The organism is Paenibacillus sp. FSL R7-0179, assembly GCF_038002265.1.
Lineage (GTDB): Bacteria > Bacillota > Bacilli > Paenibacillales > Paenibacillaceae > Paenibacillus_AQ.
Window position 1 is genome coordinate 3,269,143 of sequence record NZ_JBBOCC010000001.1, and the last position, 13,863, is coordinate 3,283,005.

A 13,863-nucleotide genomic window follows, 5' to 3' on the forward strand; every position below is an offset into this window, starting at 1 on the left:
TCTATCAAGTATGTTAGGAGGTGAATGATGCGAAGCCTTTCGCTGTACCGCAAGTATTTTAAAGACAATATGTTCCTGCGCTTCACGCTGATCGTGTCCTGTATCTTCATAGCCACCATTATCGCCTTCTCCTTTCTGGTGCTGCTGCTAATCTCGGATTCGGCAGTACAGCGCCAGATGGATATCCAGCGCAAGAGCATGGAGAGCGTCAGCAATTATGTGGAGAACAAATATCAATCTGTTCAGGATATGCTCCGTGATGTCTACAGGGACGCGAGTCTGGCCAGTAATACGACCTTCCTGCTGGAGAATCCGTTAAGCGATTATATCGAGCACCGGCTGGACCGCTTTCTGCTGGGGGAACAGTCTACCTCGAACGCCATCCAGTATTTCCAGAACAAGATTGACGATGATCCCGATATCCGCGCCCTGATCCTGTACAGCGCCAACCAGCAGGTGATGTATTATTACGACAACCGCAGGCAGTTCGAGCGGATCTCGACCAATGCGGCGCATTCTTTTGTCCCCGATTCGATGGTGCTGGGTGAGGAGAGTGTCGTCTCTGTTCCGAATATCTGGGTGCTGAAAAGCATCGGTATGCAGACAGCCCCTCTGTACTCGGTGAAGCTGCCGGTCAACAATAAGTCCTCGCTGCTCAATATCGGCCAGCTTCTGGTCTATTTCGACTCGGATGCAATCTGGCAGGCCATGAATAATTATAAGGAGGATTTCAAGGGTGACATCCTTGTGCTCTCGGCCCAGAATGAAGTGATCTTCGATTCATCTGGTAAGGGATACGGCCGGAAGCTGCCGAAGCTGCAAGGAATGAACGCCGGTGAGGAGGTCACCGTGGATGGGATGGTCGTCACCAGCCAGACGCAGAGTCAGGCGGGATATACGGTGGTCAGCCTGATCTCGAAGAAGGAGCTGGCCGAGACCTATAGCAGTGCGCGGAGCACCATTGTGTCCATCGCACTCGTCTGTATTCTGTTTGCCGTGCTGCTGCCGGCGATGTTCATTTCTAATTTTGCCAAACGGACTCACCGCATTATCCGCTTCACCCGCAAAGTCAAGAACGGGGATCTGAATACCCGGATTGTGGACAGTAAGGAAGATGAATTAGGCCAGATTGCCAAGAGCTTCAACAGCATGCTGGATGAACTGAACCAATATATCGACCAGGTCTATAAGGCGGAAATCAAACAGAAGCATACGGAGATTGCTACGCTGGAGGCCAGGGTGAATCCGCATTTTCTGTATAATACATTAGAGGTTATCCGGATGCGGGCGATTTCGAGCGGGGCGAAGGATGTGGGGGAAATGATCTACAGCCTGTCCATGCTATTCAAGTCGTACGTCCGTCCGAAGCTGAAATATACGTTCAAGGATGAGCTGGAGGCTTGCCGTCTGTATCTGGAATTATTCCGTATCCGGTACAAGGACAGGTTCGCGTATACCATCGAATGCAGCCCGGAGCTGGAAGAGCTTCCTGTACTGAAAATGTCGCTGCAGCCGGTCATCGAGAACTATGTTCTGCACGGCATGCGGACAGGGCAGACTGATAATGTGATCCGAATTGTGATCACAGCAGAGCCGGAGCATATCCGGGTCACGGTTACGGATAACGGCAAGGGAATTGCTGAGGAGCGGCTGGCCCGGCTCCGCGAGGTGCTGGAGGATCACGGCGAATTATCCGGGTCTGAGTCGTTCGGGCTGCGCAGTATTCATGAGCGGCTGAGACTGATGTACGGCAAGCCCTACGGCCTAGAGCTGGAGAGTGAGGCGGGGAGGGGAACAGAGGTTACGATTATTTTTCCATACCCGCTGAAGGAGGAGAACGCAGATGTATAAGGTGTTTATTGTGGATGATGAGCCGTTCATTCTGAGCGGATTGCAGGATATACTCAATTGGGAGGAGCTGGGCCTCACGATTGCCGGGCAGGCGGAGAACGGGCAGGAGGCGCTGGAGCAGCTGCGGGAGATTCCTGCCGACATTCTGATTACCGATATCTCCATGCCGGTGATGACTGGACTTGAGCTGATCCGCGCTGTCCGGGATTTCCGCCCGGACCTGAAGGTGGTGGTGCTGAGCGGCTTCGATGAATTCATGTATGTGAAGGAAGGCCTGTCGCTCGGAATCGAGAATTATCTGCTGAAGCCGATTAATCTGGAGGAATTCCAGCAGACACTGGAGACGATTGTGGAGAAGCTGAATGTCTCCAGGCAGGATATGCAGTGGTGGGAATATACGAATTCTGTGCTGAAGGATAATGTGCTGCTGCGCTGGCTGCGGGGGCAGATTGATCCGCAGGAGCGCTCTGAACGGCTGAATCTGATCGGCCTGCCGCTCACCAGCCGGTATGTGCAAGTTGCCCTGCTACAGGTAGAGCCGGCAACGGACACCTTCAGGAAGAGGGTATCCGATCTGGCTGAGGCAGAGGCTTCGTTCTTCATGTTCTGGGATTCGGATAATGATCTGGTGCTGATACATAACTATGAAGAAGCCGCAGGCGGCGCGGCGGAGATGGCGTCTATGCTGGAGGAGATTAACGGCATATGCACCGGCGGAGAGAAGCTGCGCTCGGCAGTGGGCTCGCCTGTGTACGGGGTGGACGCCGCTCCCGCAAGCTATGAGCAGGCGAAGCAGGCACAGGAGTTCCTGGAGATTCACCCGGAACGCAGCAGTATCTATTATGAGCAGCTGAGGGACCGGAAGGAGGATCTGGGGTCGGTCCTGCCTGTGGACTGGAGCGATTACGCCAAGCTTATTATGTCCAAGAATATGGCAGGGCTGTCGGAGCAGCTGGAGCTATATTTTGCAGCCCCAAGCATGGACGGATTAACGCCAGCGATGCTGGAGGAGATCTCGCTGGAATGGATTCTGTTCTTCCGCGTGCTGATCAAGGATATCCGCAGTGAAACGGAGCGGGAGTGTATTGCGGAGGGCTTGACGGCGATCCGCCGGGCGAATTCGCTGCCTGCACTGTCCGCTGCGCTCCGGCAGACCTCGGCAGGTATCATCGGGCTGCTGGACCGGGAGCTGAAGAGTCCGGTGGTGAATCAGGTGCTGAATTATATCGCGAAATCGTACAGTGAGGATCTGTCGCTGAAGAAGCTGGGCTTCATGTTCAACATTCATCCGGTGTATCTGGGACAGCTGTTCCATAAGACGACCGGCGAATCGTTTGCCGAGTATATGAACCGCTACCGGATTGATAAGGCCAAGGAGCTGCTCCGCTCAACGAACCTGAAGGTTCAGGAGATTGCCAGGAATGTAGGATATTGGGAAATGGGCTATTTCTACAAGCAATTCAAGAAATATGTCGGCATCTCGCCGACGGAATTCAAGGGGCTGCTGTGAGGCAGCCCCAGAGTTAAATCGCTGCATACATTAGCCATGTAATTGTTGGAGAATATAGTTTGAACAATAACTCTCTTTTTCTGAGATGCTTTTTAACAGCCCTAATATATTTTTTGTATTATCAGGCGTATTAGCAATGTAGTTTTTTAGAATAATATTTACGGCATTTTTGGAATTTTTAACATTACAGGCATAGCTGGTCAACAGCTCTTCAGGCAGGCGATGGATGTACCCATGACTTTGCAGGAACTCAATGCTGCATTGCTTAAGTAAATGATATTCTTGGATGACATACATATTTCGCACTGCAGAAGATTGCTCTATTTTGTGCTTTTTGTTAAGAAATACATCTTCCAGAAAGGAGTAGATAGAATTTCCGTATGCAGCTACATTATGTTCAAGGCCGAATGTGGAATATTGGTCCTGAGACAAGTTCACGTTATGTTCAAATGAATGATAAATTTTGTCTAAATTAAGATCAAAAATTTGCTCGTTATCCAATTCTAATATGTAGGTGAACCCCGCCCAGCCGTCCGTATACTGGTTATTCACAAGCCCCTCATAAATGGAAGCATACGGAACAGGGTTAGTACAATAAATCATCCTATCGTCAAACCCGCAGACCTCAAATTCTTCCTTAAGGTCATCATATCCGTAAATGAATGTCTCGTGTATAAAATGTCTTTTTTGGTAGCTTGATCTGTTGTTTACATAAAATTCATCCATAAATAAATAAATATATTTCCCGGTGTCAATGTAATGCTTGAAGGTCTGGAATAAATCTGAAAGGACAAAATCTGTATTTTTAATTCTCTCTACGTTCAGTAACGGGCAGGACTCAGGGTGATCAATTATATTTCCGGTATCAAATACAATGTCCAAGCTGGAATCATGCTCAAAAACTTTGAGATTTGTAAAATTAGTGTAAATCCAGTCATAGAAGCTGGGGTGAAAGGATGCCACGCTTAACGGAAAAGCATTATACAAATGTCCCCGAATCATTGGTTTTTGAATAGGCAGTTTTTTTGCGTTCAATGTCCAATTCTCCACCTTCCCTTAAGCCTTTGTCCTAATAGTATACAGCATATATTTGGAAAAAGGCAGACCCGTTAGTCGTTGAAAGCAGCGAATTAGTATAGTTTTTCTTTATTTCATACCTGAATATATATAGTTTCTCTTCTATTTGAAACTGCTTTCATCTTATAAAGTTAATGTATAGCTCAAGGAAAGCAGCAGCCGGAAAGATCCGGTAGGTCTGAAGGTCCGGACAGCTAATTAAAAGGGGGTACGGCAAATGAGTAAGAAAAAGAAACACTTCTCCTTGTTGTTGACAACGCTTTTAACCGTTTCACTGGCGCTGACGGCGTGCGGGGGAAACAGTAAGAACAATGCAGGCGGGGAAGCAGCTTCAGGCGGCAACAAAGCCTCGGAGGCTACCGAAAAGCCAGTAGAACTGATCTGGTACACGATCGGGCCACCGCAGAAAGATATGGACAAGGTGCTCACAGAAGTCAATAAATACACGCTTGAGAAAATTAACGCAACACTCGATATCAAAATGATCGACTTCGGGGACTATACGCAAAAAATGCAGGTTATGGCAGCTTCCGGTGAGCCGATGGATATCCTGTTCACCTCTTCCTGGGCATTTGATTATGTGCAGAATGCACGTAAGGGCGCTTTCCTGCAGCTCGATGATCTGCTGAAGAATCAGGGCAAGGGCATTGTGGATACGATTGATCCGGCCTTCCTGGAAGGCTCCAAGGTAGACGGCCACAACTATGCGATTCCTGCGAACAAAGAGCTTCCGGCTCAAGAAGTATTCCGCTTCAATAAAGAGCTGCTCGACAAATACAAGCTGGATATAACCAGCGTGAAGACAATGGCGGATCTGGAGCCGCTGCTCAAAACGATCAAGGAAAACGAGCCTGGAATCACTCCTTATGCGATGGTTAAGGACTTCATGCCGATCATGCCTTTTGACTATGTGATTGAGAAGATGCCAATGGCTGTCTATATGGATACCAAGGACTACAAAGTGATCAACATTCTGGAAACTCCAGAGATCAAGGAAGCGCTTAAGACCGTCCGCAAATTCTATCAGGCGGGTTACATCTCTCCTGAAGTAGCAAGTACCTCGTCGGTAGATGATTTGTACAAAGCAGGCAAATGGTTCACTGACCGTGCATCCACCCAGCCGATGGCCGATAATCTGTGGTCCGCAAGCTACGGATATCCGGTCGTGTCCACACCAGCCAGTCAGCCTTATATCTACAACTGGTCCGTAATGGGCTCCATGCAGGCTATCTCGGCTAACTCCGCGTATCCTGAGAAAGCGATGGAATTCCTGAACCTGCTTAACACTGATCCTAAGCTGCGCAACATGATTGACTCCGGGATCGAAGGCGTGCATTACGAAAAAATCAGTGAGAATATGATGAAGAATCTGCCGGAAGCGAAGAACTATGATATGTCTACGTTCTCCCTGGGCAACATCATGATTACCTATCTGAATGAAGGCGACCCTGAGAACAAATGGGAAGAATTCAAGAAGTTCAATGATGCCGGTATCAACGCACCGCTGCTCGGCTTCAACTTCGATACGTCCAAGGTGACGAATGAAATCGCCGCTGTTCAGAACGTGAAGGAAGAATTCTGGGCACCGCTGATGACCGGATCTGTAGATTCGGAAGAATACCTGACCAAGGCTAACGAGAAATTGAAGGCTGCCGGTTTGGATAAAATTATTGCCGAAGCTCAAACACAGATCGACGCCTGGAAAGCAGCGAATAATAAGTAGCATTCTATTAGAGGATCGGGCGGGTGATTAGACTTGGCCCGATCTTTTTTGTAAATATAAGAATTTTCCGGCATAGGAGGAACTAGAAGTATGGGGAAAATAGGAAAGTCCGCCAAGGATATATTGAGAAATAAAGTGCTGCTGTTTATGGTTCTGCCGGGCACACTGTGGTTTTTATTCTTCTCTTACCTGCCGATGGTGGGTACGGTCATTGCGTTTAAGCAGTACCGCTTCAGCCGGGATGGCTTCTGGGCCAGCATCATCAATAGCAAGTGGGTCGGCTGGGATAATTTCAAATTTCTGTTCAGCACCAATGATGCCTATCTGATCACACGCAATACTCTTTTATATAACATAGCCTTCATCGGCCTGGGCCTGATTCTGTCGGTGCTGCTGGCGGTGGTGCTGTCCGAGATTGCCAATAAAAAACTGGCCAAGTTCTATCAGACAGGCATGTTCCTGCCGTATTTTCTGTCCTGGGTCGTTGTGGGATACTTCGCGTTCAGCTTCCTGAGCTCGGAGCGGGGCCTGCTTAACTCCCTGTTCGGCAGCAATATCGCCTGGTACTCGGAATCGAAATACTGGCCGTTCATTATTATATTCGTATTCCTCTGGAAGGCCGTCGGCTATAACAGCGTGGTCTATCTCGCCGCCATTATGGGCATAGACAAATCCCTCTACGAAGCCGCAATGATCGACGGAGCCAGCAAGCTCCAGCAGATCCGCAGTATTACGCTGCCGATGCTGAAGCCGATCATTATCATCATGACGCTGCTTGCGATCGGGAAGATTTTCTATGCCGACTTCGGGCTGTTCTATCAGGTGCCGAGAGATTCGGGGACGCTCTACAGCGTGACTAATGTAATCGATACGTATGTATACCGTGGACTTAAGACTACCGGCGAGATCGGAATGAGTACGGCTGCGGGCTTGTATCAATCAGTGGTCGGGTTCGTGCTGGTTCTTACCTCTAATTACATCGTGCGCAAATTCGATAAGGACAGTGCATTATTCTAGGGAAAATGAAGGAAAGTGAGGTCATCCAAATGTCTGCTAATTCTGTGAAATCGCGCGATTTCCATCGGCTGTCGCCGGTGCTGAATACCATCTTCAACTGTATCGCCGGAGGCTTTGCCATCCTGTGTATCTTCCCGTTCCTGTTCGTTGTCCTCATCTCGTTCACGGACGAAGGGGCGCTTGCGCGGGACGGCTACCGGTTAATTCCGGCTAAATGGAGTCTGGAAGCCTACAAATATGTATTTAGCTCAGGAGACACGCTGCTCCGTTCTTACGGAGTGACCATTGCGGTAACGGTCATTGGTACGATTGTCAGCCTGCTTATTATTTCGCTTTATGCCTATGCCATTTCACGTAAAAGCTTCAAATACCGCAATTTCTTCGCGTTTTTTTCCTTTTTCACCATGCTGTTTAACGGCGGGCTGGTTCCGACCTATATTGTGGTAACACAGATGCTGGGCCTGAAGGACAGCATTTGGGCGCTGGTGCTGCCGCTGGCGGTGAATGCTTTTTACATTATGATTCTGCGTACCTTCTATATTACCAGTGTGCCGGATGCGCTGATCGAATCGGCCAAAATCGACGGCGCCGGAGAGTTCCGCACCTTCCTCGGAATCGTGCTGCCGCTGTCCTTGCCGGGTCTCGCTACAATTGGTCTGTTCAGCACGCTGGGGTACTGGAATGACTGGTTCAACGCGCTGCTCTATATTGACAATCCGAACCTGGTGCCGCTGCAGTCGATGCTGATGCGGATCGAGACCAGCATGCAGTTCATTCTGCAGAACTCGCAGAACAGCTCGCTGAGTCTGGAGGCTCTTCGCAACATGCCGCAGGATACCTCGCGTATGGCGATGGTGGTGCTGGCAACCGGGCCAATTATCTTCGCATATCCGTTCTTCCAGCGTTACTTCATTCAAGGTCTTACGGTGGGTGCGGTTAAGGAGTAGAGATATATAGATTAAGATCACAGGAGAGGGTGGAGCCAGGATGTTATATAGAGACCGTACACAGCCCGTCAAAGAGCGGACGAAGCATCTGCTTGGGCTGATGACGCCGGAAGAGAAGGTCGGCCAGCTGGTGCAGCTGTTCGGATGGCAGACCTATAATCATACAGATGGAACGATAGAATTGACGGAAGACTTCAAACGCCAGATCCGCGAAGGCGGTGTCGGCGCACTATACGGAACTCTGCGGGCCGATCCTTGGACAGGGGTTACGCTGGAGAGCGGACTGGATGCGCGGGCTGGAGCAGAGGCTGTGAATTCGATTCAGCGCTATGCGCTGGAGCATTCGAGGCTGGGTATTCCGCTCCTGATCGGTGAGGAATGCTCGCATGGACACATGGCCATCGGGGCTACGGTATTCCCGGTTCCGCTCTTGATCGGCAGCACCTGGAATGTGGACCTCTACCGGGAGATGTCCCGGGCAGTAGCGCGTGAGACCCGGGCGCAGGGCGGAGCCGTGACGTATTCCCCTGTGCTGGATGTGGTGCGTGATCCGCGCTGGGGCCGGACCGAGGAATGCTTCGGCGAAGACCCGTATCTCATCGGCGAATATGCCGTAGCATCGGTGGAAGGATTACAGGGCGAACGGCTTGACAGCGCGTCCAGTGTGGGAGCAACCCTCAAGCACTTCGTAGCCTATGGCAGCTCAGAGGGCGGCCGCAATGCCGGTCCGGCGCATATCGGCAAGCGTGAGCTGCTGGAAATCGATATGTACCCGTTCCGCAAAGCAGTGGAAGCCGGAGCAGTCTCCATCATGCCGGCCTACAACGAGATTGACGGCGTGCCTTGTACGACGAACCGGGAGCTGCTGGAAGAGATTCTGCGCGGCGAATGGGGCTTTGGCGGCATGGTCATTACCGACTGCGGTGCCATCGATATGCTGGCTTCGGGCCATGATACAGCGGACGGAGGAGAGGATGCAGCAGTGCAGGCACTCTCCGCCGGAATTGATATGGAGATGTCCGGCGTGATGTTCGGCGGATATCTGCTGGAGGCGCTGCGCTCCGGGCGGCTCGATGAGCAGCTGGTGGATCAGGCGGCAGCGCGTGTTCTGGAGCTGAAGTTCCGGCTGGGCTTATTCGAACAGCCGTATGCCGATCCCGAGGTGGCCGAGCAGGTGATCGGCAGCGAGGAACATGCAGAGCTGGCGCGCAGCGTGGCGGCAGAGGGAATTGTAATGCTGAAGAATAACGGAGTGCTTCCTTTGTCTAAGGACAAGGGGACGGTTGCGGTTATCGGGCCGAATGCAGATATTGGCTACAATCAGCTTGGCGATTACACCTCTCCGCAGCCGCGTGACCGCGTGGTTACAGTGTTGGCCGGAATACGGGCCAAGCTTGCCGCGCAGCCGGAGCGCGTAGGTTATGCGCCGGGCTGCCGGATCAAGGACAGCTCCACCGAGGGCTTCGGGCTTGCGCGCAAGGTGGCAAGCGAAGCGGATATCGTTGTACTGGCCCTCGGCGGGTCGAGCGCCCGTGACTTCGGCGAAGGCAGCATCGATCTGCGGACCGGAGCCTCGAAGGTGACGGAGAATGCGCTTAGCGATATGGACTGCGGCGAAGGCATCGACCGCATGTCGCTTCATCTGTCCGGCGTTCAGCTGGAGCTGATGAAGGAGCTTAAGGCGCTCGGCAAGCCGGTGGTCGTTGTGTATATCAACGGCCGTCCCATTGCTGAGCCTTGGATTGATGAGCAGGCGGACGCTATTCTGGAAGCCTGGTATCCGGGGCAGGAAGGCGGCCACGCCATTGCCGACATTCTGTTCGGCGATGTCAACCCGTCCGGCAGGCTGACTCTCTCTCTCCCTGAGGATGTAGGACAATTGCCAGTGTATTACTTAGGCAAACGTTCCCGGGGAGCACGCTATCTGGAAGGGAATTCGCAGCCGCGTTATCCGTTCGGCTTCGGACTCAGCTACACCGAATTCAGCTATAGCGGACTACAGGTCGAGCCTGCGGTGATCGGGACTGACGGAACGGCTGAGGTTACAGTGGAAGTGGAGAATACAGGCTCCCGCAGCGGTGCGGAGGTCGTGCAGCTATACATTTCCGATCTGGTCAGTAAGGTGACTAGACCGGCCAAGGAACTCAAGGGCTTCCGCAAGCTCGTACTGGAGCCGGGAGAGAAGCAGAAGGTAAGCTTCACGCTGAATGCAGAGCATCTGAGCTATATCGGGACGGACTATAAGCTGGTGGTTGAGCCGGGAAGCTTCCGCATCGGCGTCGGCAGGAATGTGAACGACACACTGAATATAGATCTTACGGTTACGGAGGACTAAAGATGGAGCAGATAAACATCGAACGGATTAACCGGTTCATTCGGGAATGCTCGCAGCAGCAGTGGCTGGAATACCGGGTGCTTGATGACTGGAAGGTCTTCTCCACTATCTACCGGCAGCCGGGCCACTATGACGAAGCACAGCCTTATTCGGGCAGCGAATCGTTCGGGTTGTTTCCGAGTGTGCAAGGCACCACCTATTACTTCCGCACCACCCTGGATATCCCGGCGGACTGGACTGATAAGGACACCGGGCTGATCTTCCATTCCGGCGGCGAAGGGCTGCTGCGTGTGAACGGAGCCTCGCAGCAGGGTATTGACCGCAATCATACCTATGCCACGCTGAACCCGGAGACGGGCGGCAGACACCCGGAGATTGAGATTGAGCTGTATGATCCGATCCCTGAGCCGGATGACCCATTGAATAAGCAGGCGGTGATTCAGCCGCCGGTCCGCTCCATTACCGCAGCGCTGGTTAGAGTGAACCTGCCGGTCCAGTCGCTGATGTACACGGTGACCGTGATCCGGGATTCGATGCTGCTGTTGCCGGAGCAGGACTTCCGGCGCGTCCGTATGCTGAAAGCATTGCATCAGGCGATGGACGCTTATGTGAATTTGGGAGCGGCAGGCGGGGGGGACAGCAGCGGCATACAGGCGATTGAGCAGGAGCTGGCCGCGAAGGTGAAGGCCATCGGCGGCAACAGTGAGGGCTTCATTCATATGATCGGGCAGTCGCATATCGACATCGCCTGGTTGTGGCCTGCCCGGGAGACGGTGCGGAAGACCAGCCGGACCTTCTCGACGGTGAATGCCCTGATGGAGGAGTACCCGGAATACCGCTATGCCCAGAGCCAGCCGCAGCTGTTCGCTTATCTGAAGGACAATGATCCTGAGCTGTACGCGAAGGTGAAGGAACGGATTCAGGAAGGCCGCTGGGAGCTGGTCGGCGGCATGTGGGTCGAGCCGGATCTGAATATTCCGAGCGGGGAATCGCTGATGCGTCAGATGCTGTACGGACAGCGGTTCTATCAGGAGGAGTTCGGGCAGCAATCCGAAATTGAATGGCTGCCGGACACCTTCGGGTATTGCGCCTCCCTGCCGCAGATTCTGAAGCACGGCAAGGTCCGGTACTTCATGACCACCAAGCTAGGCTGGAATGACACGAACCTGTTCCCGTATGATCTGTTCCACTGGGTCGGCATCGACGGGACAGCGCTACTATCTTATATGAACCATGGCGTGAATGAGAATACGCTGCCGAAGGATATCCACGAGCACTGGCAGTCCTACCGCCAAAAAGCCGTTCACAGCGAACAAATGCTGCTCTACGGACACGGGGACGGCGGCGGCGGCGTGACGCGGGAGATGCTGGAATACCTGTCGCGCTCCGAGCTGATGGTAGGTCAGCCTGCCTCAGGCTACAGCACGGCGGCGGATTTCTTCACCGGCATCGAGCAGGCAGCACCTGAGCTTCCGGTCTGGCAGGGTGATCTCTATCTGGAGCTGCACCGGGGAACCTATACGACCCATGCGCGGAACAAGCGCAATAACCGCAAGGCTGAGATTCTGTACCGGGAAGCGGAGCTGTGGCAGACTCTGGCTGGGCACGGGCTGTCCCCGCAGCGGCGGGAAGAGGTAGGGCAAGCCCTGCATGAAGGCTGGAAGCTGATTCTCCTCAACCAGTTCCATGATATTATCCCCGGCTCATCGATTCCCGAGGTCTATGAGACTTCGGACAAGGAATACAAGAATATCTTTGTCCTTGGAGAGAGCAGTCTGAAGTCCGTCATGGAGGCTGCCGTATCGGACATTGATACCCGTGGAGAGGGACAGCCTTATGTCATCCTGAACGGACTGGGCTGGACCCGGGATATGGTAGCCCAGCTTGCGGTTGCTCCAGGAGCAGCGCTAACCGCTCCGGCGATTTATGACGGAAACGGAACACGGCTTCCGGCAGAGCTGACTACAGCAGGAAAGCAAACGGTGCTGCGTGTCCAGGTGCCGGAGGTTCCGGCATTCGGTTATGCAACCATATGGCTGCGGGAAGAGGAGCAGCAGGGGGCAGACGCATCGGAGGCAGGCAATAACTCAATCTCTGCGGCGAATTCCGCTGCGTTCGAGGATCGCTGGGAGACCGGCTATTACCGGCTCCAGTTCAATGAACTGGGCGAGATCATCAGCCTGTATGACAAGGAAGCCGGGCGTGAGATTGTGAAGTCCGGGGAAGCGCTGAACCGGCTGCATTTCTTCCACGACCGTCCGATTCTATGGGATGCCTGGGATATCGACAGCCGTTATGAGGAGCAGCCCGCCGGAGCAGCGGTGCTGCTGGAGAAGCTGCTGCTGTCCACAGGTCCTGTATGTGATGTATTGTTCTTCCGCTGGAGTCTAGGCCAATCGGAAATACAGCAGGAGCTGATCCTGTACCACACCGACAAGCGGATCGACTTCAAGACACAGGTCCAGTGGCACGAAGCCCACAAGCTGCTGAAGGTTGGCTTCCCGATTGATGTAGTGACCAGCAAGGCTACGTATGAAATTCCGTTCGGTGCACTAGAGCGGACCACGCACCGCAACACCAGCTGGGAGCAGGCGCAGTATGAGGTCTGCGGGCACCGCTATGTCGATGTGTCGGAGCATGATTACGGCGTCAGCCTGTTGAACGACTGCAAATACGGCTATGATACGCAGGGCAGCACCATCCGTCTGTCCCTGCTGCGCGCACCGCGCTGGCCGGACCATTCGGCCGATCAGGGAGAGCATGAATTCACCTATTCGCTCTACCCGCATACCGGAGACTGGCGTTCGGCTCATACCCAGCGCAAGGCCGCCGAGCTGAATCACGCTTCCTATGCAGTAGCCTGCGAGGCAAGTGCGGGCCAGCATCCGTCTACCGGCTCCTTCCTTCCTTATGAAGGGAAGCAGGTGGTGCTAGATACCGTCAAGCTGGCGGAAGATGGTAAGGGTAGTATCCTGCGGCTGTATGAATCCGCCGGAGGACGCGAGACCGTGCGGATCAGCTGGCCGCTGCCGCACTCCGCTATTTATCTGTCCAATGCGCTGGAGGAAGAGACCGTGCTGCTGCCGGATAAAGACGGCGTGCTGACGCTAGACTTCCATCCGTTCGAGATTAAGACGATTAAGATTATTCATGCTGGATAGAGGTAAATGAGGGGTTGAGCACAAGGTACTCGGATAGTTGCAGAAAGTACACTTAAAAACAGCGGAAATGTATTCTTTTATCGTATAAGTGTAGTCTGTACAACTAAAACTGCCAAAATGGTGAGAATCAACAGCTTAAGGCTTTTTTAAATGTATGAAATGCAACTAAACGGGTAGCCGGCTATAAATCAGATGCTTTAGTTGTACAATGTGCAATTAAGCCAATCGCAATTCCCGCTCCC

Annotated in this window: 8 protein-coding genes; 7 read left to right on the plus strand and 1 reads right to left on the minus strand. The window is 52.8% G+C overall.

Annotation, left to right across the window (positions count from 1 at the left end):
* The first annotated feature begins 27 nt into the window (after positions 1 to 27).
* Together MKX63_RS14360 and MKX63_RS14365 are read left to right on the plus strand one after the other, a co-directional pair.
* Positions 28 to 1,851, plus strand: coding sequence for a sensor histidine kinase (locus tag MKX63_RS14360; protein WP_341017856.1), 1,824 nt, complete (start codon positions 28 to 30; stop codon positions 1,849 to 1,851).
* Positions 1,844 to 3,361: a response regulator transcription factor gene (locus MKX63_RS14365; RefSeq protein WP_341017858.1), complete on the plus strand. Its 1,518-nt coding sequence runs from the start codon at positions 1,844 to 1,846 to the stop codon at positions 3,359 to 3,361. Before MKX63_RS14360 ends, MKX63_RS14365 begins: the two co-directional genes overlap by 8 nt.
* A gap of 30 nt (positions 3,362 to 3,391) precedes the next feature.
* Here the strand turns inward: MKX63_RS14365 and MKX63_RS14370 are convergent, their stop codons facing one another.
* Positions 3,392 to 4,396: a hypothetical protein gene (locus MKX63_RS14370; protein WP_341017860.1), complete on the minus strand. Its 1,005-nt coding sequence runs from the start codon at positions 4,394 to 4,396 to the stop codon at positions 3,392 to 3,394.
* Positions 4,397 to 4,655: 259 nt separating this feature from the next.
* On the opposite strand from MKX63_RS14370, the gene MKX63_RS14375 reads away from it, so the two are divergent.
* The 5 genes from MKX63_RS14375 to MKX63_RS14395 all read left to right on the plus strand — a co-directional run bounded on the left by MKX63_RS14375 (position 4,656) and on the right by MKX63_RS14395 (position 13,621).
* Positions 4,656 to 6,161 (plus strand): ABC transporter substrate-binding protein, encoded by a 1,506-nt coding sequence (locus MKX63_RS14375; protein WP_341017862.1) that lies wholly within the window; start codon positions 4,656 to 4,658, stop codon positions 6,159 to 6,161.
* Positions 6,162 to 6,251: 90 nt separating this feature from the next.
* The gene (locus tag MKX63_RS14380) at positions 6,252 to 7,178 is read left to right on the plus strand and encodes an ABC transporter permease (protein ID WP_340752561.1); all 927 of its coding nucleotides are present in this window, start codon (positions 6,252 to 6,254) and stop codon (positions 7,176 to 7,178) included.
* Between the two features lie 29 nt (positions 7,179 to 7,207).
* A complete protein-coding gene (locus MKX63_RS14385) occupies positions 7,208 to 8,125 on the plus strand; it encodes a carbohydrate ABC transporter permease (protein ID WP_340993735.1) in 918 nt (305 codons plus the stop codon).
* Between the two features lie 40 nt (positions 8,126 to 8,165).
* Complete coding sequence (locus tag MKX63_RS14390) at positions 8,166 to 10,460, plus strand: glycoside hydrolase family 3 N-terminal domain-containing protein (RefSeq protein WP_341017863.1); 2,295 nt, start codon at positions 8,166 to 8,168, stop codon at positions 10,458 to 10,460.
* 17 nt (positions 10,461 to 10,477) lie between these two features.
* Positions 10,478 to 13,621 carry an alpha-mannosidase gene (locus MKX63_RS14395; protein ID WP_341018651.1) on the plus strand — a complete coding sequence of 1,048 codons (3,144 nt, stop codon included), beginning with the start codon at positions 10,478 to 10,480 and terminating at the stop codon, positions 13,619 to 13,621.
* The last annotated feature ends 242 nt before the right edge of the window (positions 13,622 to 13,863 follow it).